16 protein-coding genes and 1 tRNA gene are annotated in these 23,368 nt (G+C 31.2%); 10 read left to right on the plus strand and 7 right to left on the minus strand.

The features are described 5' to 3' along the window. On the plus strand, positions 1-202 hold a 202-nt coding region (locus tag HMPREF0629_RS08005; RefSeq protein WP_039856595.1), incomplete at its 5' end, for a hypothetical protein. Positions 203-635: 433 nt separating this feature from the next. Beyond that, positions 636-1,121: an N-acetyltransferase gene (locus HMPREF0629_RS03900; RefSeq protein WP_009222064.1), complete on the plus strand. Its 486-nt coding sequence runs from the start codon at positions 636-638 to the stop codon at positions 1,119-1,121. A 27-nt stretch (positions 1,122-1,148) separates the two neighbouring features. Here HMPREF0629_RS03900 and mgtE read toward each other — a convergent pair whose 3' ends face one another. Then, complete coding sequence (gene mgtE, locus HMPREF0629_RS03905; protein WP_255263826.1) at positions 1,149-2,582, minus strand: magnesium transporter; 1,434 nt, start codon at positions 2,580-2,582, stop codon at positions 1,149-1,151. Between the two features lie 10 nt (positions 2,583-2,592). Continuing rightward, entirely contained in the window at positions 2,593-4,410 is a 1,818-nt protein-coding gene (locus HMPREF0629_RS03910; protein ID WP_009222066.1) for an ATP-dependent helicase, read from the minus strand. A gap of 224 nt (positions 4,411-4,634) precedes the next feature. Between HMPREF0629_RS03910 and HMPREF0629_RS03915 the strand changes: the two genes are divergently transcribed. After that, positions 4,635-5,429 carry a nitroreductase family protein gene (locus tag HMPREF0629_RS03915; RefSeq protein WP_009222067.1) on the plus strand — a complete coding sequence of 265 codons (795 nt, stop codon included), beginning with the start codon at positions 4,635-4,637 and terminating at the stop codon, positions 5,427-5,429. A gap of 60 nt (positions 5,430-5,489) precedes the next feature. Here HMPREF0629_RS03915 and HMPREF0629_RS03920 read toward each other — a convergent pair whose 3' ends face one another. The 4 genes from HMPREF0629_RS03920 to HMPREF0629_RS03935 form a co-directional block, all read right to left on the minus strand. Continuing rightward, positions 5,490-7,118 carry a zinc ribbon domain-containing protein gene (locus tag HMPREF0629_RS03920; RefSeq protein WP_039856597.1) on the minus strand — a complete coding sequence of 543 codons (1,629 nt, stop codon included), beginning with the start codon at positions 7,116-7,118 and terminating at the stop codon, positions 5,490-5,492. A gap of 68 nt (positions 7,119-7,186) precedes the next feature. Next, positions 7,187-8,728 carry a hypothetical protein gene (locus tag HMPREF0629_RS03925; RefSeq protein WP_009222069.1) on the minus strand — a complete coding sequence of 514 codons (1,542 nt, stop codon included), beginning with the start codon at positions 8,726-8,728 and terminating at the stop codon, positions 7,187-7,189. Then, positions 8,715-9,431 (minus strand): ABC transporter ATP-binding protein, encoded by a 717-nt coding sequence (locus HMPREF0629_RS03930; RefSeq protein WP_009222070.1) that lies wholly within the window; start codon positions 9,429-9,431, stop codon positions 8,715-8,717. The genes HMPREF0629_RS03925 and HMPREF0629_RS03930 overlap by 14 nt, the downstream gene beginning before the upstream one ends. Before the next feature lie 137 nt (positions 9,432-9,568). Then, on the minus strand, positions 9,569-10,318 hold the full coding sequence (locus tag HMPREF0629_RS03935) for a bifunctional precorrin-2 dehydrogenase/sirohydrochlorin ferrochelatase (RefSeq protein ID WP_009222071.1): 750 nt from the start codon (positions 10,316-10,318) through the stop codon (positions 9,569-9,571). Positions 10,319-10,479: 161 nt separating this feature from the next. Here HMPREF0629_RS03935 and HMPREF0629_RS07670 point away from each other — a divergent pair, with 161 nt between their 5' ends. Next, on the plus strand, positions 10,480-12,474 hold the full coding sequence (locus HMPREF0629_RS07670) for an S-layer homology domain-containing protein (RefSeq protein WP_009222072.1): 1,995 nt from the start codon (positions 10,480-10,482) through the stop codon (positions 12,472-12,474). A 90-nt stretch (positions 12,475-12,564) separates the two neighbouring features. On the opposite strand, the gene HMPREF0629_RS03945 is transcribed toward HMPREF0629_RS07670, so the two are convergent. Then, positions 12,565-12,638, minus strand: a tRNA-Cys gene (locus HMPREF0629_RS03945). Positions 12,639-12,803: 165 nt separating this feature from the next. Between HMPREF0629_RS03945 and pheS the strand changes: the two genes are divergently transcribed. From pheS to argS, 6 genes are all read left to right on the plus strand, one after another. Next, a complete protein-coding gene (pheS, locus tag HMPREF0629_RS03950; RefSeq protein WP_009222073.1) occupies positions 12,804-13,826 on the plus strand; it encodes a phenylalanine--tRNA ligase subunit alpha in 1,023 nt (340 codons plus the stop codon). A gap of 9 nt (positions 13,827-13,835) precedes the next feature. Continuing rightward, positions 13,836-16,217, plus strand: a complete 2,382-nt coding sequence (pheT, locus tag HMPREF0629_RS03955) for a phenylalanine--tRNA ligase subunit beta (protein ID WP_009222074.1) — start codon at positions 13,836-13,838, stop codon at positions 16,215-16,217. A gap of 63 nt (positions 16,218-16,280) precedes the next feature. Beyond that, entirely contained in the window at positions 16,281-16,823 is a 543-nt protein-coding gene (locus HMPREF0629_RS03960) for a cell division protein ZapA (RefSeq protein ID WP_009222075.1), read from the plus strand. Continuing rightward, positions 16,816-19,194, plus strand: coding sequence for a U32 family peptidase (locus tag HMPREF0629_RS03965; RefSeq protein WP_009222076.1), 2,379 nt, complete (start codon positions 16,816-16,818; stop codon positions 19,192-19,194). The genes HMPREF0629_RS03960 and HMPREF0629_RS03965 overlap by 8 nt, the downstream gene beginning before the upstream one ends. Continuing rightward, positions 19,178-21,553 (plus strand): endonuclease MutS2, encoded by a 2,376-nt coding sequence (locus HMPREF0629_RS03970; protein ID WP_009222077.1) that lies wholly within the window; start codon positions 19,178-19,180, stop codon positions 21,551-21,553. Before HMPREF0629_RS03965 ends, HMPREF0629_RS03970 begins: the two co-directional genes overlap by 17 nt. A gap of 60 nt (positions 21,554-21,613) precedes the next feature. Continuing rightward, a complete protein-coding gene (argS, locus tag HMPREF0629_RS03975; RefSeq protein WP_009222078.1) occupies positions 21,614-23,323 on the plus strand; it encodes an arginine--tRNA ligase in 1,710 nt (569 codons plus the stop codon). Positions 23,324-23,368 lie beyond the last annotated feature (45 nt).

Below are 23,368 nucleotides of genomic sequence, written 5' to 3' on the forward strand. Positions count from 1 at the left end.
TACTAAGGCAGTTAAAGCTGCAGTTAAGTTAGCTATTGAAAAATATTTGAATGATTCATCAATAACAGTTGAAATTACATCACCTGCAGATGGAGATGCAATTACTAATCCGGTTGCAAGCATAAAGTTTAAGCTTACAAAAGGCGGAAAAACTTCAGCTGAAAAAGAGTTAACAAATATTGCAGTATCTGCACTTAACTAATTAGCTTAAATTAAAGATTAAACCTGAGAGAGAAATCTCTTAGGTTTTTCTTTTTGCATTTTATTATTACATATGTCATTTCGATTGAATATATCTCTCCATGCACGCCTTCGGCGTTTAGTCAAGATGACATTGTTTTTCTGTCATTTTGACTGGAGGCGAAGCCGAAATGGAGAAATCTCACATAATGTCAAAAGGAAAGAGATCTCTCCGCTCCAATTCACTGCACTTTGTTCCGTTCATTTCCGGTCGAGATGACATGACCCATTTTGTCATTTTGACTGAAGAGATCTCTCCATGCACGCCTTCGGCGTTTAGTCGAGATGACATTGTTGTTTCTTGTCATTTCGACTGTAGGCGGTAGCAGAAATGGAGAAATCTCATATAATGACAAAAAAAGTTTTGTATATTAAAATTGAGTTGAGGTGATTTTATGATTTTTAGGCGTGCTAATAATGATGATATTGTTTTTATAAATAAAATGTATGGCGACGGGTCGAAATTGCTTGGAACTCTCGGGGTTGACCAGTGGCAAAATGATGAGATGCCAAGTGCTGATTTAAATGATGATATTTATGTTCTTGATGATGAGGGCATAGTTGCTACTGCTGTTTTAATGGAGCATGATAAACAGTATGATGTAATTTATGAAGGAAAATGGATTTCTGATGATTCGTATTTTGCGATACATAGGGTTGCAACGTCCGAGGATAAAAGACAAATGGGTTATGCAAAGATTTTGTTTGATGAGATTGAAAAGTTTGCTATTTTAAGTGGAAAGAAGAGTTTAAAGGTTGATACTCACAGGGATAATATTCCGATGCAAAATTTTCTGAAGAAGATGGGCTATGTGTATTGCGGAGTTATTATTTTGGATATATTGAAGGAAAGGCTTGCTTTTGAAAAGATTTTAAAATAAAAATTCCCTTAATTTTGTTAAGGGAATTTATAGTAGTTTTGATAAAAATACTGTCGCAAGTCCAAGGAATATGAAAAAACCGCATGTATCTGTAAAGGTTGTCAGTATTATTGATGATGATACCGCCGGGTCAATATTTGCTCTGTCAAGTATTAACGGTATTAAAAATCCGGTTACTCCTGCGACTATCATGTTTAATATCATTGAAAAGAACATTATCACTCCCAAGAATATGTTTTTATACATAATTGTAAGTGTTATTCCTGTTATTATTCCTATTATTGCTCCGTCGAGCAGACCGAGTCCGATTTCTTTAAATATGAGTTTCCAGTCATCTTTCAGATTCATTTCACCTCTTGCAATTGAGGTTAGGACTATGGATAGGGTTTGTGTTCCCGCGTTGCCTCCCATTCCGGTTACGATTGGCATTGCTGCGGATAGTGCAACTACTGCTGCTATTGTGCTTGAGAATGCACCTACTACCGATGATGCCAAGAATGCGGTAAACATATTTATTATCAACCACGGTATTCTGTTTTTGAATGATTCGAAAAATCCGGAGTCAAATTCTTCGTCTTTGCTTACCCCGCTCATTGCAAGTATGTCTTCCGAGTATTCTTGGTCAATTACCGAGATTATATCGTCAGATGTTATAACTCCAAGTATTGCCATGTTTTTATTGACTACCGGCAAAATTGTAAGGTCGTATTTTGTAATTATATTTGCGGCAAGTTCCTGGTCGTCATCTGCGTATACATAGAATGGAAATTCTTCCAACAGGTCTTTTAAAAGTGTGTTGTCATTTGCCACCAATATTTTTCTCAAGTCTACAAGACCTTGTAATCTGTGTAGCTTGTCAGTTATCAAAAGGTATTCTATTATTTCTGTTTCAGGTGCTATCTGTTTTATTTTATTTATTGCTTCTCGTACGGTGAGGGTTTCTTTCAGTGCTATAAATTCTGTGGTCATAATACCGCCGGCGGATTCTTCATCAAATGATAAGATGAGCTTCAAGATGTTTGAGTCTGATTTTTTCATAAATCTCAAGATGTCTTTACGTCTGTATGTCGGGAGTATACCGAGCAAATCGGCGGCATCGGCATTTGTCATATAGGAAAATATATCTATAAGTTGATCGTTTGTATAGAATGAACAAATTTTTTGTTGCAATTCTTCCCATGCGCTTTCAAGTATTCCGGCGACGTCTTCTTCCGGCAGTAGAAACATAAATTGTTTGAGTTCATCTTCGTCAAGGTCGTCCAGTCCGTTTGCTATATCTACATAGTGAACATCACGACACAGTTCTTCTGCGGCTTCTTTGTCATTATCTTTTAATATGTCTTTGAGTTTTTCTTCTATACCTTCTGTTTCAAATTCATATTTTTGTTCTGTTTCATATTCTTTTTGGATGTCAGTTTCTTCTGTTTCCGTATCAGGCATTTTTTTAGGCTCAAATTCCATAAGTCACCTCCTATAGTTTAGAAAGCTCTGTTAAAAAGCTGCTTATTTCACATTCGTTGTTGTTGTGATATTTTGGATATATTAAATATAATTTGTTTTTTGCTCTTGTCATTGCAACATAAAAGAGTCTTCGTTCTTCTTCAAACAGCATATCGTCCAAGTGTGATTTATTTGAGGGGAGAACTCCCTCTACTAAGTCTATTACAAATACTGTGTTAAATTCAAGTCCTTTTATTGAATGTATGGTTGAAATTGTGATGTTTGATTTTGAATTTTTAGGTGTATTTGTTATATGTTCAAGATATTTTAATCTTGCAAGAAGTGTATCTAAATTTTTTTCAAATGTCGCTATATATTTTAGGTAGTGTGCGAATTCTCTCAGTGATTCATAGCTGAATCCGAATTTTTTGGCATATTCTCTTAGATAGTGATCATATCCGAGTTCATTTAATATATATTCTATCTGATATTTAAAGTCTAAGTTTTTTAAGGTTTTAAATTCCGACATAAGTTTAAATATGTTTTCTCTGTAGTATTCGGGAAGTAACGGATAGTCTAAAAGAGTTTTAAATAAATTTTTTCCGCCGTTCTTTTTCAGATAATCTATGTGTTTTTTAGATATATAGCCGTTTAGTTTATAATATATTTTTGAATATATTTCTATATCTGATAAGTTATTTGAAAATTCTAAAATCAAAAGTATGTCCTTAACTACAAAGTGGCTGAAGAATTTCAATTTTGCTCCTTTGATATTAAAGCTTATATTTTTGCGTTCCAAGAATTCTATGAGTCCTAAGCTGCTCAAATTGTTTCTGTATATTATTGCATAAGATTTTAACGGCTCTGATGTAATTTTATCATATATATAGTTATATTCATCATCATTTGTAGATAATTTTATAATATTTACAGGTTCTAAATAATCGTTTTGAGTTATTATATTTTTATCAAATCTGTTGAAATTGTTTTTTATAAACAGGTTTGATGTATTTACTATATTTTTTGATGATCTGAAGTTGTTTTGTAAATAATAAGTTTTTAAATTTTTATAGATTTTATTCAGATTTAAAAGATAGTTCGGTTCCGCACCTCTAAATGCATAAATTGACTGGTCGTCATCTGCGACTATAAATATGTTGTTTTTAGGTGCACACAGATATTTTATAAGTTCGAATTGTGCAAAGGATGTATCTTGACCTTCATCAAGTTGATAGTAGTCAAATTTATTTTTATATTTTGCTCTGATGTAGTCATCCGTCTTTAAGATTTTCAGTGCTTCTGTAATCATATCATCAAAATCGATTAGTCCATTTTTAAGCTTATATTGTTCGTAAAAATTATATAATTTGACAAAGTTTGGAATATCGGTGTTAGTTTCGTTCGGGGTTAGCAGAGTGTTTTTGAAGTAAGATATTTTATTTATTATTGCTTCAAGGTTTTCTTCTGTTACTGTTTTTTTATTTATCTCATAATAGATTTTGCTGAGCAATTCAAATTTTGATATCGAGTTTTCTTCAATAAGTCTGTATGTCTTTCCTCTAAGTTTTGAGTATTCACGGATTATTCCATAACAAAATGCATGTATGGTAGAAAAGTTAAGCTCTCGTTTGAAGTTTGGAAAAAGCTTTTTAAATCTGCTTTTCATATCAAGAGATGCTGATTTTGAAAAAGTTATTGTAAGTATTCTGTCGGAGTTTATTCCGTTTTGTATAAGTTGCATTGTTCTGTACAGGAGCATTGTGGTTTTTCCGGCTCCCGGAACTGCAAGTACAAGTGCGGGTCCGTCCATGTGGTATGTTGTTTTTAGTTGTTCGTCAGAAAGCTTCATCTCTATACCCCCATAACTATTTTATATTGTAAAAAGTTATTTTTCAATTACAATAAGCTTTATAATTTTTAATTAATTTATAAACTACTTTATAAAAGTAATTCGTTGTTATATAATTAATATATGGTATGGATTATTATAAAATAATTTTAGAATATATCGGAGAATTATATTCTGTATTTATTGAAGTTTTATGATTAATTTTTTGTAGGGGGTAAATTTTTATGGTGATGACAAATTTTTTGCAAAAGAGAAAATCTGTAAGAGAGTTTAAAAACAGTGCTATATCAAGTGCGGAGCTTGAAAAGATAAGAGAATATATGGAAGTTATTACAAAGGAAGAGGCTTCTGTTGATTTTGTGTTATATGAAAACGGAAAGATTATTTACGAAGGATTAATAGGTAAGGCGGGATATAGCGGAGTTATGATAAATTCTCCTCACTATATTGCTCTTACAATGAGGGACACTCACAGATCTACGCTACTACATGCTGGATATTATCTTGAAAAACTGAATACCAAGTTAATTGATATGGGTCTTAATACTTGCTGGATAACTGTTGATAAAGTTGATAATCATACTATGAAATCTATCTTTGGAGCGGAAGGAGAGTATATTGACTATTTAATTGCATTTGGATATGAAAAGGAAAAGAAATTTTACGAGCGTGAAATATTTAGTGCAAGATATGAAATAGATGAGATAGTTTTCTTTAATAAGATTGGACAAAATATTGATATAGAGGAACTTGAAAACAGAGGATTACTTGAAATATTTTCATCAGTCAGATATGCACCGAGCCATAAAAATTTTCAACCATGGAGATTTGTTGTTAAAGATTCGGATGTCTATGTGTATATGGTTAAATCTGACGAAGATAGTAGAAGTTTGATAGATATCGGAATTGTGATGTTCTATTTCGAGGAAATGGCAAAGACGATAGGTAAGTATGGAAAGTGGAGCGTTATTTTAGAAGATGAGGAAGCATACTTAAAGATTGCCAAATTTACAATGTAATAAAATTATAAGAGCCGAAAGGCTCTTTAATAAAAAAACCCGTTTTAAACGGGTTTTTTATTAACTCATAAATATGGTTGAAAAGATAAATACAAATTTACTTACAAATTCTAAGATTATGAACGGTATTATATACCATGCGATGAAGTCAACTTTACTTTTATTTCTAAGTTGCGGCCAATATTGAGCCATTGCGATTAGTGTAGACAGTAAAAATAATATGACTGTCGCAAGAGGCAGTGGAGTTAAGGCTGCAAGCAGTTCAAACTTAAACATTCCATTCCATGGAGAGAATATATAGGCAATGAATAAGAAAATTTCACAGAACATCCAGTTTACAATTGAGAATTTTTTTACTTCATCAAAGCTCGATTCTATCCAGGCTTTATCGGTTGTTATATTTAATGAAATGTAAAATTGACTCAGCTTTAAAAGAATTTTCATTATAATTACTACAATAAGTGATATTGAAAATGCCCTTAAGCTTATTATAACGGGAAGTGCAGTCAATATCATTGCTATAAGTGCAATTATCTTATATGAATTTTTGCCGCTCATCTTAGAATTAAATTTTTCTATCATTGAGCACAGTTTATCTTCTATTGAATATAATTGTTTGACAATACTGTTTTTTTCTCCCGCAGATTTAGGAATATCGGAAACATTTTTAACAATATCCGCTTTTTGCTTTTCTTCCGGTTTCTTTTGTTCCTTTGGAATATTTATCTTTTCTGTCTTAGTAGTTGTTGTGTTTGTATCATTCTTTTCTTTTTTGAAGTCGAAAATATTTTTTAGTCCTTTTTTATCTTCGGGATTTTTTTCTGTTTTATTTTTAGTGAAATTTGAAAATAATGTTTGTTTTTCGGGTTCAACATTTGATTTTTTAATTTCTGCATTTACAAGATCCGTAAGATTTTTATAGCTTAATGATTGCGGTTTTTCATTTTCAGATGAAGATTGCTCATTTTTAGAAGTAGTTTCTTTTTTTTCAGATTCTGATTTCTGAATGTGTTTATCTTTTTCCGCTTTTTCACTTCTTGCAATAGCTTCTTCGATTTGAACTTTTGAAAGTCCCATTGTATCTTCCATTGATATGCTTGTATCAGATGAAGATGCAACGCCGACACTTTCTTTTTTCACGGCATTTGTTTCTTTGTCAAACGATGAAAAGATGGAAAATTCATCATCATCTTCATTTATAAATTTATGCCACATATCTTTTAAACTGCGTTTTTTCGGCTCTTCTTTTTTTATGTTATCTGCAGGTTTATCTTCCGGAGGAAGTTTTTTTACCTTGGGAGTAACTTTTGCCACTTTTGCAGTTTCTTCTTTTTTATAGTCTGTCTTTGCTTTTTCTGTAAAATCTACAATTTCATCTGCGTGATTTCTTTTTGGACCTAAAGTATTTTCGCTTTCTATTTTTGATTTTTTTTCATAATCTGAAATATTTTCTGAAATCTTTTTATCTACAGCACGTATTATATTTTTAAGTTCATCTGTAGAATCAATCCCATTTATATTTGACAGTGGTTTAAATATTCTGGTAACATCATCTGTCTGTAATTCTTTTTTTTGGTCTTTCGGGTCATTTGATATTATTGATACCTTAACATTTTTAATATTTTTACCACAGTTAGGGCAATAGTTATCAAATTCAGAAATTTTATTTCCACAATTTGGGCAAAACAATGAACTCACCTTCTTTATATTTAGATAAATTTATTATAACACAAAAGATTTTTAAAAACTAATTAATATTAATCCATATACAGCTTTTTCTTAGTCAGCTTTATCCAAAGCAGTGTATTTATTATACTTATTACGATGAATATCATAATTGAACTGTTTAAATTAAATTTTCTTGACACAAAGTATGTTATAAGTAATGGTATTGCCAAAATTATTTGTATGAGTATCATAGAAAATCTCTGTTTTACAATTTCGTTTTCATTGTTCCATGAGTAGTTTGCGGTTTTAATATCATATAACAGGCCTAAAATATTTCCGAATAACGAGTAGGAGATAGGTGTAAGAATAAACATTACTATATCAAAAACAGATAATTTATATTTTATTCCGAAAACTATTGCACAAAAGATTATTGGAAATATTATAATACTCATTCCGACCTTTATTTTAGAAATGAATATTTTTTTATTTTCTATCGGAAGACTTAGTGTAATCCAAATATTTTTTCCTTCTATTGACATAGAGCAATAGGTAGTTTGAGATATGGCGGCGAATGAACACAGTATAAATATTATATTGAGTCTTACTATTTCGCCTAAATTTTTATATCCGCTTAGAGAATTAAGTGAATTATCATCTAAGAATATTGATATGATTCCGATTATTGTTAAAAACATCGGAGCAAAAATAGTATTCATCAGATAAATTGAACTTGAAAAATAAGTCCTGAGTTCTTTTTTAAACAGAGTTTTACTTAAGCTTGATTTTTTAAAATCGAGTGCCTTTGATTTTTTATATTTAGCGGTATTATTATTTTTATAGTGAATTTTAAAATAATTTTTAGATATATAAATAGATACAATTGCTGCAACAGCTATTGAAATTACAGAAAACAACAGCGTTTCAATTATACTGTTTTTGACTACTGCATTTTCAAAAAATTTATATGGAAATAAAACTGTCGTAAAAACTCGGGATACATTTACTGCGGCTAAATATAAATTATCATAAAACAGTTTTCTAAATACATATATCAGTGCATAGAGCAATACTATAAGCAGTGTTAACAGTATAGAAAAAAATTGTCTTGCATATTTGAACTTAAAGTTTTTTGAACCTAAAGATGCTATTAACAAAGCTAAGGAAACGGGTATTGCGGGAAAAAACACAAGAGACAAAAGTCCGTTTATTGTTGCTATAATTCCATATGCCTTAAACAGAACATACAGTACGGGAAAACTCAGCATAATTAGAACATAGTAGTAGGAACTTAGGTATATTCCTGCAAGCTTTGAAAGTATAATTTCAAGATCGGTAAATGGAAGCGGAAATATGATATTATATTCGCTTTTACCGAATAAATTTGAATAGCCGCTTCTTAACGTGGATACAAAAATTCCTATGAAACCGATAATTGCAAAAGTTGTTATGAGTATTTGTCTGTATGAGTTATATAAAAATACAGTAATGGATACTACATATATACTTATAAAAAATCCGAGTATAATAAGAGCTGTTATTCCCGTAAACAGTTTTTTTCTATTTGAGTTGGAATTTAGAAATCTTCTTTTTTCAATGTTAAGTAATAATTTAAGTTTATCTAATCTCATCTTTCATCAACTCCAAAAAGATATCCTCAAGAGAGGATTTTTTAGTAACCTCATTTGTAAGTCCTGTTTCAATAATATTTCCGTCTTTTATTATTGCAATTTTATTGCACAAATTTTGAGCTACTTCAAGGACGTGTGTAGAGAAAAATATTGCAGTTCCCCTTTGACACATATTTTTAAATTCTTCTTTTAAATAGTGAGTGGCAGTAGGATCAAGTCCGACAAAGGGCTCGTCTAAAATTAACAGCTTCGGTTCATGAATCAGAGCTGAAATTATTGCAAGCTTTTGTTTCATTCCGTGAGAATAAGTGGAAATTGATTCGTTTAAATTATTGTGTATGTCAAATATTTTTGAATATTTTACAATTCTTTCCATTCTGATATCCTGTTTTACATCAAATGCATCTGCTATGAAATTTAGATAATCTATGCCGTTCATAAATTCATAGAGTTCGGGATTATCCGGAATATAAGCTGTTATTTTTTTGCATTCAAGAGAATTTTCCAAGTTGTCCATTCCGTTTATAAGAATATTTCCGCTATCGTATTCGATGAGTCCGACAACACATTTTATAGTAGTTGTTTTTCCGGCACCGTTTTTGCCGATAAATCCAAATATATCTCCGGATTCTATTTCTAAGTTTATTCCATGTAAAATTTCTTTATTTCCATATTTTTTAATTAAGTTTTCAATTTTTAACATATTATCACCTATTTAGAAAAAATTCTAATTAGATTATACTATAAGTTTAAAATAAATCAAATATAAACTATGCATTGCATAGTTTATATTATCTTACATATTAAAATTTTACAGTATTTTAAAATTATTTTATTCAATTATTCCGTTTCGGATTTATCTGTATCTAAAACTTCTGTAACCTCAGTTTTTTCAACTTCTTTAATTTCAATATCTTCTATATTCTCATCTGTAATTTCATTTGCAGTTTCTTCTTTATTCTCAGTATTTTCAGAAACCTGTTCAGGCTTATAATTTAGATTTTTTAAATAGGTATCTAATGTGAGTTTTTCTTTATCATATAATTCTCTTATTATTTCGTCCGTATTAGGAGAATTCTTTCTGATTAATTCCGTCCTTATTTTGTTTAGAATTTTGATTTTTTCACTGCTGTATTTTTCAAGCATAGCAGAGATGTCTTCATATAAGATACCGGTTATAGTCGGATTTAATTTACTGCTTGATATTCCAACTGTCAAACCGTCTTTTTCTATAACTTTATTTAAAAGCATAGTTGACTCTGATGTTATATCGCATCTTTCATAGAGTATTTTTGATTTTTGAGCACGTTTTTCAAATGCTGCATTAAGTTCAAAATTGTTGGTCGCTATCAATAAATAGTCATAGGCAAAGAAAATAAAATTTTCAGTGAGTTTTTCTTCTTTTGTAAAAAGTCTGTCACTGTTAGTTTGTGCCAATTTTTTAATTTCATCTACAAAACTGTCTGCTATTACATAAATTTTAAATTCTGTGTTTAATAATTCTTTAATTTTTGAAAGGGCAAGAAGTCCGCCGCCCAATATAAGTACATTTTTATTTTTAGTATCGTAATTAACGGGTAAATAACGCATAGTATCCCTCCTTAAATTTATTATACATCAAATAGTACAAAATAGTAAAATAAAACTATAAAATTGTATGATAAATATAAATTTTGCAATAAACTTGTAACACGATTTTAGAGATTAATGTGATATAATGTAGGTGTATTAACTAATGGAGGTTATGTAAAATGAACAAGAGAATAGTTAAGGCACTTACAATTGGACTATGTACTGTTATGTTGGTACCGAATATTGTTCTTGCCAAAGAATTTAAGGATGTAAAGAAAAACGGTCCTTATGGATGGGCTTACAGTTATATAGACGAATTGAGTGATAAGGGAATAATTGAGGGCTATCCAAACGGAAATTATGAACCTGACAAAGCGGTAAGTTTTGAGGAAGTACATCAGCTTATAAAGGGAATAATAAATCCTACAAGAGATGAAATTAATAAGGCTGTTGAAAAATATGGCTCCGATATAGAAAAAAGCGGGGTTGCATCTTGGGCTAAGGAAGCAATTGCCATTTCTATTGACAGAAGCATAATAACAACAGACACTCTTAAAGAAGCTAAGCAAAACGGATTTCTTTCTAAGGGAGTTAAAGAAAAAGATTTAGTTTATCCTAATAGAAATACGATAGCTGTATATTATGCAAGAGCACTTAAACTATCAGCTAAGGGAGATGAATCTTTATTAAAGCATACTGATAAGGATGATATTCCGATAAGTACAAGAGGGTATTTAGCATCTTTAGTTAAAGAAAACATATTTTCACCAACAGGTTCTGACGGAAAATTTGAAGGAAAGAGATATATCAGAAGATCTGAAATGGCTAAGATAACAAAATTATCTTATGATTATGCAAAATCTGAGTCTTTAAATACACAAACATTAACAGCAACCGGAAAAGTGGTTCTTGCAACTACTCTTAACAATCTCGATACTGTAATCATAGAAAAAGATTCCAAGAGATCTCAATTTAGAGTAAATGCAAGTACAACATATAAGATTAACGGACAAGCAGCAACGTTTAAAGATATTAAGCCTGAACAGGAAGTTAAGATAACTTATGTTACAGGAACAGATTCCACAGTAACCGGAATTGCAAAAACAGTTGAAGTAATAAATAGCGCTAAAAACTTGATCGGATATGTTACAAACACACATATAACAGGATTTACAGCTAAATATAGAACAAATGATTCAAGTGTTGACACTACAAAAGCTGATATGTTTAACACTACTGATAATGCTATGTTTACTCTTGCAAACGGAGCTAAAATTTATGAGCTTGGATATGAAATAAAACCTGAAAAACTTTCATTTGATGAGCTTGTCGAATTTAAGACGGATTCTTCAGGAAAGGTAACAGAGGCTGTTGCATATCCTAAGACCGGATCAGTTACAGGATATATAACAAAAATTAATTCAGCTACTTCCACAACAAAGAGCAATATAGTTTTAAGACTTGCAGATGGAAAGGAATATACTTTCTATGAAAATCAAACTTCTAATTTCAGCAGTATTTTCACAGATCTTAGAATAGGACAAAATGTTACTTTCACTACAAATTATAAAATTGCAGTCAGAACCAACCAAAATCAAAGTCAAAATATTGAAACGGGAAGAGTTATAAATGTTAGACCGAGATATTCATATGAAAATCAGGTAACTCCTGATTTAGAAGTTGTTATCAGAACTGCAAATAAGGATTTGACATTGTATACGGATAAAAATACAGGATTGAAAGTTGCAACCGGAGGATATTTATCATTAAATCAAAATACCCTTTATAATCAATATGTGCGAGCTGAAGTTAACGGAAACTATATAAGGGCAATTGAAATAATAGATCCTAAGGCAAGCTTTGATGCAGTAGCTCAAGTCATATCAGTTAAAAATGACAACGCTTTTGGCGGGGCACTTTACAATACAATTTATACTGTAAGAATAATAGAATCAAATAATCCTTATTTAAAATTGGGTTCTGAAAAGGAAATTTCTATCGGAACTTCAAATACATTAAATAGACTTGCTGTAATCAGGATGATGGGAACAGTTGATCAAAATGGAGATATAGGAAATGGAGCTAATGTTCAGTTTTTAAGAAACGAAAATTATGAATTAACGCCTGCAAGCAGTTATACCAACAACAATGTTCCTGTATTAAATTTTAATTAGATTTAAAAAAGTGCATTAGAAATTTCTAATGCACTTTTTTGTATCAACGGTATTAAAAAAGAGTTGAGATTTAAATCTCAACTCTTTTTATGGAGGCGACAACCAGATTTGAACTGGTGATAAGGGTGTTGCAGACCCGTGCCTTACCACTTGGCTATGTCGCCATAACTTCTTAATTATGATAACATATGAATTGAATTTTATCAAGAATAAATTATGAATTAAATAAATAATAATTTTTAATGAGTAAAGACAATACAGCTCCAACATTGATAATGTAGAGACTTAATGCTATAATACTCTTATGAATGAGGACTCGGGAGGATAAGATGAAAGAACAAATTTTAGATATTAAAAGAAGAGCATTAGAAAATTTAAAGCTTGCTTTAGATGTTAAAGAAATAGAGAATATAAGAGTGTCATATTTAGGGAAAAAAGGAAAGTTGACACTTGTACTTCGTGAAATGGGAAAACTTTCTGCAGAAGAAAGACCTGTTATGGGAGCTCTTGCAAATGAAGTAAGAGCTAAAATTGAAAGTGAATTAAATAAAAAAACAAGTGAATTAAATAAAGTATTGTTGGAGAAGAAGCTCATAGAAGAAAGAGTGGATATTACTCTTAATAGTGACAAGTTAATAGTCGGACATGAACATCCTCTTATAAAAACTTTAGAAGAACTTGAAGATTTATTTATAAAGATGGGATTTAGAGTGTATGACGGACCTGAAGTGGAGTCTGTAGAGAATAATTTTGACTTGTTAAATGCTCCTAAAAATCATCCGTCAAGGGATTTGAGCGACACTTTCTATATAAATGAAAATACACTTTTGAGAACTCAAACATCCCCGGTTCAAATTAGAGCGATGAAGGAATACGGTGCGCCGCTCAGAATGGTATGTTCAGGTAGAGTGTTCAGATCTGATGAGGTTGATGCTACTCATTCACCGATGTTTCATCAATTAGAAGGGCTTATAGTGGATAAAAATATTTCGCTTGCAAATCTTTTTGAAACTTTGAATATTTTTGTAAAGACCCTTTTTGGAGATGATATGAAAACAAGATTCAGACCTCACTATTTTCCGTTTACAGAACCAAGCGCAGAAGTTGATGTAACTTGTACGGTATGTGGCGGAAAGGGATGTTCTGCATGTAATCACACAGGATGGAGTATGGAACTTTTAGGATGCGGAATGGTTCACCCTAATGTTCTTAGAAATTGCGGAATAGATCCTGAGGTTTACAGCGGATTTGCCTTTGGAATGGGAATAGATAGAATTGCGATGGTTAAATACGGAATAAGTGATATAAGAATGTTGTTTGACAATGACAATAGATTCTTAAATCAATTTTAGGGGGTTAAAATGTTATTACCGGTAAAATGGCTTAGAGATTATGTAAATATAGATAAAGATGTAAAAATTATTGCAGATGAGATAACAGCGACCGGTTCTCATGTTGAATCTATTGAGAATAGAGCTGAAAATTTAAGCAAAGTTGTAGTGGGAAAAATTGAGAAGATAGAAAAACATCCGGATGCGGAAAAACTTGTAGTTTGTTCTGTTAATGTCGGAACTGAAATACTTCAGATTGTAACAGGCGCAAAAAATGTATATGAAGGAGCGGTAGTTCCGGTAGCTCTTGTAGGGGCACATTTGAGCGGCGGAGTTAAGATAAGCAAGGGAAAACTAAGAGGAGTTGAGTCTTATGGTATGCTTTGCTCTTTAGGTGAACTTGGATACGATAACAGTGTAATTTCAAAAGAGGCAAAAGATGGAATTTTTCTATTTCCTGAAGGTACGGAAATAGGCAAGAGTGCAATTTCGGTTCTTGACCTTGACAAGGAAATAATAGAGATAGAAATTACTCCAAACAGACCTGATTGTTTGAGCATTATAGGAATGGCAAGAGAAACTGCCGCAACTTTTGATATGGAGTTATCGGAACCTAAAATTGATATATTAAATGAAGTTGATGATATAGCGGATTATTTTAATACGGTCGATATTGAAACTGAAAATTGTGACAGATTTTATGCGAGAGTTTTAAAAAATGTAAAGATAGAAACATCACCGTTGTGGTTACAAAATTATCTTGTATCCGCAGGTGTAAGACCTATAAATAATATAGTCGACCTTACAAATTTTGTTATGCTTGAATATGGGCAACCGTTGCATGCTTATGACCTTGATGATTTACAAGATAAAAAAATTGTCGTAAGACAGGCAAAAAACGGCGAGGTTATAAAGACATTAGATGATGAGGACAGACTTTTAGAAGAAAAGGATATAGTAATAGCAGACGGTAAAAGAGCAATAGGTCTTGCAGGAATAATGGGAGGATTTGATTCTGAAATCAAGGATAATACGGTTAATGTATTACTTGAAGGAGCAAATTTTGACGCTGACAGTATAAGAAAAACATCAAAGAGATTGCAACTTCGTTCTGAGGCATCTGCAAGATTTGAAAAGGGAATAGATATAAATGCTCCTAAAATTGCAGTTGATAGAGTTTGCCAATTAGCTGAGAAAATTAATGCGGCACAAGTCGTAAAAGGTTCTATTGACAATTATAGAAAAGTTAGAGAGATAGCAGACTTAAATTTAAGAGTTGAAAAGTGTAACAGATTAATAGGATTTGAGCTGAATGCGGAAGAAATAGCTGGTTTATTGAACAGACTTCAAATTAATACAGATATTAACGGAGAAGTGATTACAGCACATATTCCTACATTTAGACTTGATATTGAAATTGAAGAAGACTTAATTGAAGAAGTTGCAAGAATTTACGGTTATCATAACATAATTCCGAAGCCGCTTGAGGGTTCACTTACAGTTGGCGGAAGATCTGAGCTTAGAAATTTAGAGGATAGAATAAAAAAAGTTTTACTCAGCATAGGATATAGTGAATTTATGACATATTCATTTGTAAGTCCGTCAAATTTTGACAAGCTTATGTTGGATGAAACTGATGATAAGAGAAAAGTCGTAAAAATAATTAATCCTTTGGGCGAAGAATATAGTATTATGAGAACTACATTAGTTTCCAATATGTTAGAAGTGCTTTCGAAGAATGAGCATAGAGGAAATGAGTATGTTGCAGGATTTGAATTCGGCAATACATTTATACCTCAAGGAGAAGGACTTCCGAGAGAAGAGTTAAAACTTTCTATGGGATTTTATGATATGGGAGATTTTTACTTTTTAAAGGAAAGCATTAGAAGAGCGTTGTGGCAAGTAGGCATTTTGAACCTTGAATATAAAAGAGCGAATATAAATTATTTACATCCGGGCAGAAGCGCTGAAATTTATGTTGATGGAAAATATATCGGAGTATTTGGAGAAGTTCATCCATTGGTAGCTAAAAATTATGAGTTAAAGAAGAAATGCTATGTTGCAGAAATTGAATTTGAAAAACTTTTAGAAAATAGCATTGAAAATTATAAATTCAGAGAACTTCCCAAGTATCCTGCAATGAGAAGAGATTTAGCAGTTGTAATCGATAGAGATATAGATGCCGGAGAAATTGAGTTAATAGCCAGAAAACATGGAAAGAAATTACTTGAAGAATTTAAGGTGTTTGATGTCTATACCGGTGAAAATATTGAATCCAGAAAAAAATCCATTGCATTTTCAATGACATTTAGAGCAAATGACAGAACGCTTGTGGATAAAGAAGTAAATGATATAGTTTCAAAAGTTGTAGATGATTTAAGTAAAGAGTATGGTGCAAATCTCAGAGCTTAATTGATTGAGAATCAATGAAAACTTAAATTTCATTGATTCTTTTATTTAATTTAGGAGGTAGTCATGGATAAAAAGAGAATAAAAGTTCAAATTGACGATATGAATTTTCATATTATAGGGAATGATGATGAAGAGTATATTAAAGAGCTTGCAAATGATTTAAACAATAGAATAAATAATATGAGAAGTTCAAATTTTAAGTTAAATCAAAATCAAAACTTAATTCTTCTTGCTCTTAATCTATTAGATGAAAAAGAAAAAATGAAAAAAGAATATGAATTGCTCCAAATTATAAAAGAAGATGATGATGTGTATAAAAACAGTTTAGATGAACTTGAGCAACTTAGAGAAGAAAATCTTAAACACTTGTTAGACGAGCAGGATTTTAAAAATAATATTTCAAAGCTGAGAGATAAAATAAAATCTCTTGAAGAGGATAATACAGAACTTAGAAGTGAAGCGTTGAATAAAAATAAGAAAATTGAAGAAATGCTTGCTGTTATAAATGAGCTTAAAGATGAAAAGAATGTGTTAGAGCAACAAATTTATGATTCTCAAAAGAGAATAATGGATTTAAATAGAGAAATTGAGAGTTTGAATGAATAAAAACAATTATGAAATCTTGGCACCTGCAGGAAGCTTTGAAGCATTAGAAGCAGGAGTTAAGGCGGGGTGTAATGCAGTATATTTGGGAGGAGAAAAGTTCAGTGCAAGATCCAAAGCACACAATTTTTCGAATGAAGATTTAAAAAAGGCTGTAGAATATGCTCATTTAAGGAATGTAAAAATATATGTAACTATAAATATTTTAATAGATGATACCGAGATGAGAGAGGCAATAAAATTTACGGAATATCTATATAAAATAGGAGTAGATGCAATAATAGTACAAGATTTAGGATTTTCACTTTTTGCAAGAAAACTTTTTAGGGGCATGGAAATTCATGCCAGTACGCAGATGGCAATAAATAATTTGTATGGAGCAAAAACGGTCGAAGCTTTTGGTTTTGAACGTGTTGTTCTTGCAAGAGAAACTGAACTTAGTGAAATAGAATTGATAAAAGAACAGACCGATTTGGATATAGAAGGTTTTGTTCACGGGGCATTGTGTGTTTGCTTTTCGGGTGAATGCCTTATGAGTTCTATGATAGGTGCACGTTCAGGAAACAGAGGAGATTGTGCTCAGCCTTGCAGAAAGAAGTACGAAATATTAGATTTGGATTTTAATAAAGTGGCAGATGAGAAATATTTAATTTCACCTAAAGATTTAAATACAATATCATCTGTTAAACAACTCATTGACAGGGGAATATATTCTTTGAAAATCGAAGGAAGAATGAAAAAACCTGAGTATGTATATCAGATTGTTTCAAGCTATAAAAAAGCAATTGAGGATGAAGTTAATTCGGAAGATAAAAATAATGTCAAGCAAATTTTTAATAGGGGATTTACGAACGGCTTATTTAACGGAGATTTCGGAAGAGATTTTATTTCTTATGACAGACCTGACAATAGAGGAGTTTTGATAGGAGAAGTAATTTCAAAGACAAAATCAACTTATATTCTATTGCTGAATGATAAAGTAAATATAGGAGATGGGTTGGAGTTTAATTACAACGGAAACAGCATCGGATTAAAGTCTGATTTTAATAGCGGAAATTTGAAAGAATATAAATTTAAAACGGACAAAAAAATAATAGTCGGTTCTAAAATATATAAGACGTCATCAAAAGAGTTGTTAGATTCAATAAATTTTAAGCTGAATGAATCCGCATCATATAGAATCGTAAATATAAGAGCGGAGTTTAGAATAGATAAGAAACCGGTTATTGAAATGGAATGTGACGGTTTCGTAGTTAGAGAAGAAATTGATACTTTAGTTCAAAAGGCTCAAAATAGAGCATTAGATGAAGAGAGAATCAGAGAAAATTTATCTAAACTCGGTTCAACGATTTATAAGGCGGGATTGATAAATATTATATTGGACGAAAATATATTTATGCCAAAGTCCGCTATAAATGAACTTAGAAGAGCTGCAATTGAGAAATTGGACAGGTTATTCATAAAAAGGGACAGAGCGGGAATTTTTGTGGACAATTCTATCTTCAACATAGATAGAAAAGTAAAGCGTTCAAAAGCTAAGCTTAATGTTGAAATAAATAATTTAGATGATTTAAAATCTTTAAATGAAAAAAAGGTAAATAAAATATATTTTCCGATAGATAAAATTACAGATGATGTTATCAGTTATCTAAAAGAGAAAAATATAATGTTAAGTGCTGTATTTAAAAAATTTCAAAATTCAAAACAGCTTGTTGAGAGTTTTGATATTTTAAAAAACAATTTTCATTTATTTGATGAAGTGTTATTAAATAATTTATCACAAATTTCACTTTTAAACGGAATTGATATAGTGAAGGTTGCAGATATCGGATTAAATGCTTTTAACAGTTATAGTGTAAAATGTCTTCTTGAGATGGGATTTGATAGAGTTATCTTGAGTCCGGAATTAAATAATAGACAAATCAAAGTTATCTCTAAAAATTTTGCCGACAAAATAGAAGTTATATCTCATGGATTAATTCCGGTTATGACAATGGTTCATTGTCCGATGTCTGTTGAGCTGAATTGTAAAGATACTAAAAATTGTATAAAATGTAAATACAGCAGAGGATTTTATCTAAAAGATGGCAAAGGAGAAAAATTTTTGGTTGAAAGAGATAGAGAAACTTCACAAATTTTCAATTGTCATCCTATAATGCTTGCAGAAAAAGTAAAAAATTATATGTCTATGGGAATAGAGAATTATAAATTAAATTTAAGAGAAGATATAGATGAATCTGTTAATTTATATAGTGATATTTTAAGCGGTAAAAGTTTTAATTCAGATATAATAAAGGATAAATTAGTGAAAAAATATGGAGCAGTTACAAACGGACATTATAACAGGGGGATTTTAAATGGGCAATCTGTTTGAAAAATCTAAGCGAATTCTTGAGTTTGATAAGGTAATTGAAAAACTGAAAAATATAATTGTTTCTGATATAGCCAGAGAAATGGCATCTGAAATAGATATTTCTACTGATATAAATGAAATAAACAGAAGGCTTGATGAAACATCCGAAGCAGTTAATCTAATAGTAAAAAAAGGAGAACCTCCACTTTTCGGAATAAGTGCAATGAAAGATTATATGCGAAGAGTTAGCATAGGAGGAAGTTTGAGTGCTGCGACGTTATTGAGCGTTTCTGATTTTTTAAGAGTATCAAGATATTTAAAAAATTATTTTAATATAGACAGCAAAGACGGAAACTATCCGATACTTCAAGGACTTGGTGAGGGTCTCAGCAGTTTTAAAAACATTGAAGATGCAATAAATAATGCCATAATATCTGAAAATGAAATTTCGGATGCGGCATCGTCAAAATTGGCATCTATACGAAGACAAATAGTAAAGAAAAAGGATGCTATAAGAGATAAATTAAATTCAATAGTTACAAGTGAATCTGATAAAAAATACCTTCAGGATTCTATAATAACAATTAGAGAGGGAAGATATGTAGTTCCGGTAAAGCAAGAGAATAAATCTAAAGTAAAGGGACTAATACACGATATGAGTTCAAGCGGACAGACTGTCTATATTGAACCGATGGCGGTTGTAAATTATAATAATGAGCTAAAGACATTAATATCCGAAGAAAGAGAAGAGATAGAGAGAATTTTACAGGAGTTGTCAAATATGGTTGCCGGTGTCAGTTATGAGATTGCAGCTAATGAAGATATTTTAAAGGAAATAGATTTTATATTTGCAAAAGGAAAATTATCTCTCGATCAAAATGCAAGCAGACCTATGTTAAATGACAGAGGTTATATAAATTTAAAGGCTGCAAGGCATCCGTTATTAAATGTAAAAAAAATAGTTCCCATATATATTTACTTGGGAGATGAATTTACATCTCTTATAATAACAGGACCAAATACGGGAGGGAAAACTGTAACCTTAAAAACTTTGGGGCTGCTTACATTAATGTCGCAATATGGACTTCATATACCCGCACAGGAAAATTCGGAAATAGGAATTTTTGATGAAGTTCTTGCAGATATAGGAGATGAACAAAGTATAGAACAATCACTGTCAACTTTTTCATCTCACATGGTAAATATAGTTGAAATATTAGAAAGGGCAACAGAGAAAAGCTTAGTTTTATTTGATGAACTCGGGGCGGGAACGGATCCGACAGAAGGGGCTGCTCTTGCAAGAGCGATTATGGATTATATGTTGAGAAAAAATATACGGACAGTTTCCACAACGCATTATAATCAACTTAAAATATATGCTCTTACAGTGGACGGAGTAGCAAATGCTTCTATGGAGTTTAACGTAGATACACTTTCTCCGACATACAAATTACTGATAGGAGTGCCCGGGAAGTCAAATGCATTTGAAATTTCGAAAAGACTCGGACTTTCAGATGAGATAATTGATGAAGCGAGAGAGCTTATAAGTGAAGATAATATTGAATTTGAGGAAGTTTTAAGATCTATTGAAGAAGACAGAAGTAAGATAGAAGAGCATAAACAAAAAGCTGAAATAGAACAGAGAAAACTTGAAGAGCACAATAAAAAACTTGAGCGGGAACTTGAAAAAATCAGAAACAGCAGAGAAAAAGTAATATCAGATGCAAAAGATGAGGCAAGAAATTTATTGTCCCGTACTAAAGAAAATATAGAGCTTGTCTTAGATGAAATATATTCTATTAAAGAGGAGCTAAGTGTAGAACAGGCAAGAAAGTTACAACAAGCTCAAGATGTATTAAGAGATAATTTAAGAGATGTTGCAAACAATGTCAAAAAGGTAAAAATTGAAAAGGTAAAAAATCCTGTTAAAGATTTAAAAATAGGAGACAGCATACGTTCAATATCATTAAGTGCGGATGGAGTAGTTCTTGAATTACCTGATGCGGACGGAAATGTATTAGTGCAAATGGGAATGATGAAGATGAAGCTCCCTAAAAATACGCTTGTATATTCTAATGAAAATGATACCGTTCAAAAGACAAAGACAAAAAAGATAATAGACAGGAAATCAAAGCTTATCAAATCTGAAATAGATGTAAGAGGAGAAAATTTTGACGAGGCAAAAATAATAGTTGAAAAATATATTGATGATGCGTATTTGTCCGGACTTAAAACTATCAGAATAATACATGGAAAAGGTTCCGGAGTTTTGAGAGAAAAGTTAAGAGCATATCTCAAAAAGAATAAATATGTAAAATCTGCAACAGATAGTGCATATAATGAAGGAGGAATGGGAGTTACCATTGTAGAATTGAAGTAAGTAGTGTATAATATAACAAATATAGAAATAATAAAAAATATAAAACAAAGAGGAGTAGCTATGATTAATTTTAAAGACGAAATTGTAAAGATATTAGATGGAAAAATTCCTGAACTTTCAGAAGTAGAAATCAGAAATGCGATTGAAACTCCACCGAATTATGAAATGGGAGATTTTGCATTTCCGGTATTTTCTCTTGCGAAGGTGTATAAAAAGAATCCAGCAATAATAGCAGGTGAAATAGCAGGCTCTATTAATAGTGAATATTTTGAAAAAGTTGAATCAAAATCTGCATATATAAACTTTTTTATAAATAAAAAAGAATTGGCGGAAACTGTTCTTAGAGAAGTATCTGAAAAGAATGAGGATTATGGAAAACTGGGAATAGGAAAAGGAGAAAACGTAGTAGTTGAATATTCATCTCCGAATATTGCAAAACCGTTCCATATAGGACACATAAGATCGACAATAATAGGAGATTCTTTAAAGAGAATTTATGCATTTTTAGGTTATAATACAATTGCAATAAATCATCTTGGAGATTATGGAACCCAATTTGGAATGTTAATTGTGGCAATTAAAAAATGGGGAGATAAGGAAGTAATAAAGAATGATCCGATTCCTGAACTTTTAAAATTATATGTAAAGATAAATGCGGAGGCGGAAGCCGACCCTGCACTTAAAGATGAATGCAGACACTGGTTTAATGAGCTTGAAAACGGAAATGAGGAAGCTTATAAGCTTTGGGAGTGGATAAGAGAAATATCTCTTGATGAGTTTAACAAAGTATATAATATGTTAGATGTGCATTATGATTCATTTAATGGAGAAAGTTTTTATTCAGATAAAATGCCGGGAGAAGTTGAGACATTAAAAAACAGCGGAGCATTAAAATTATCTGACGGAGCACAAATAGTGGATCTTGAAAAATATAATCTTCCACCATCTTTGATTATAAAATCAGACGGTTCTACTATTTATATTACAAGAGATATAGCGGCGGCACATTATAGACATGAAACATATCATCCGAAAAGAAATATATATGTTGTAGGTTCACAACAAATTCTTCATTTCCAACAATTGAAGGCAGTTCTTGCCGAAATGGGATATGACTGGTCGGATGAAGTAGTCCATGTGCCATTTGGTATGGTGTCACTTGAAGAAGGAACACTTTCAACAAGAAAGGGAAGAGTTGTATATCTTGAAGATGTTTTAAATAAAGCAAAAGATAAAGTTTTAGAAATTCTTACAGAGAGAGAAAAACAAAGAGGAGAAAAGATTGAAAACAAAGAAGAACTTGCAGCACAAGTTGGAATCGGCGCAGTTAAGTTCCAAGAGTTATTTAATCAAAGAATTAAAGATTATGTTTTCGACTGGGATAAAACATTGACATTTGAGGGAGAAACAGGTCCTTATGTTCAATATGTTCATGCGAGAATTTGTTCTTTGCTTGAAAAGGGAAACTTCGACAAAGAAAATAAATTTAATGCATCATTATTGACATTAGATGAAGAATTAAATCTGCTTAGAACAATTTATAAATTTACAGATGTTGTAATTGATGCACATGAGAAATATGAACCATACTTCATTACAAGATATGTAGTTGAACTTGCTAAGCTATTTAATAAATATTATAATTCAACTCAAGTTATAGTTGAAGATGAAGAACTTAAGAATGCAAGACTTATGCTTTGTTATGCAGTTAAAACAGTAATAAAAGAAGGACTTAATTTAATTGGTGTTGCAGCACCTGAAAAAATGTAATAATAAATTAAAAAATCCTTTTATTAGATTTAATCTAATAAAAGG

This window comes from Peptoniphilus sp. oral taxon 386 str. F0131, from assembly GCF_000090945.1.
Lineage (GTDB): Bacteria > Bacillota > Clostridia > Tissierellales > Peptoniphilaceae > Anaerosphaera > Anaerosphaera mikwangii.

What these genes read in the sequence shown, in the direction of transcription:
- HMPREF0629_RS03960 (WP_009222075.1), top strand. Translation starts at nt 16,281, where the DNA reads ATGGATAAAAAGAGAATAAAAGTTCAAATTGACGATATGAATTTTCAT.
- HMPREF0629_RS03970 (WP_009222077.1), top strand. Translation starts at nt 19,178, where the DNA reads ATGGGCAATCTGTTTGAAAAATCTAAGCGAATTCTTGAGTTTGATAAG.
- pheT (WP_009222074.1), top strand. Translation starts at nt 13,836, where the DNA reads ATGTTATTACCGGTAAAATGGCTTAGAGATTATGTAAATATAGATAAA.
- HMPREF0629_RS03900 (WP_009222064.1), top strand. Translation starts at nt 636, where the DNA reads ATGATTTTTAGGCGTGCTAATAATGATGATATTGTTTTTATAAATAAA.
- HMPREF0629_RS03925 (WP_009222069.1), bottom strand. Translation starts at nt 8,728, where the DNA reads ATGAGATTAGATAAACTTAAATTATTACTTAACATTGAAAAAAGAAGA.
- pheS (WP_009222073.1), top strand. Translation starts at nt 12,804, where the DNA reads ATGAAAGAACAAATTTTAGATATTAAAAGAAGAGCATTAGAAAATTTA.
- HMPREF0629_RS03935 (WP_009222071.1), bottom strand. Translation starts at nt 10,318, where the DNA reads ATGCGTTATTTACCCGTTAATTACGATACTAAAAATAAAAATGTACTT.
- HMPREF0629_RS07670 (WP_009222072.1), top strand. Translation starts at nt 10,480, where the DNA reads ATGAACAAGAGAATAGTTAAGGCACTTACAATTGGACTATGTACTGTT.
- argS (WP_009222078.1), top strand. Translation starts at nt 21,614, where the DNA reads ATGATTAATTTTAAAGACGAAATTGTAAAGATATTAGATGGAAAAATT.
- HMPREF0629_RS03910 (WP_009222066.1), bottom strand. Translation starts at nt 4,410, where the DNA reads ATGAAGCTTTCTGACGAACAACTAAAAACAACATACCACATGGACGGA.
- HMPREF0629_RS03965 (WP_009222076.1), top strand. Translation starts at nt 16,816, where the DNA reads ATGAATAAAAACAATTATGAAATCTTGGCACCTGCAGGAAGCTTTGAA.
- mgtE (WP_255263826.1), bottom strand. Translation starts at nt 2,582, where the DNA reads ATGGAATTTGAGCCTAAAAAAATGCCTGATACGGAAACAGAAGAAACT.
- HMPREF0629_RS03930 (WP_009222070.1), bottom strand. Translation starts at nt 9,431, where the DNA reads ATGTTAAAAATTGAAAACTTAATTAAAAAATATGGAAATAAAGAAATT.
- HMPREF0629_RS03915 (WP_009222067.1), top strand. Translation starts at nt 4,635, where the DNA reads ATGGTGATGACAAATTTTTTGCAAAAGAGAAAATCTGTAAGAGAGTTT.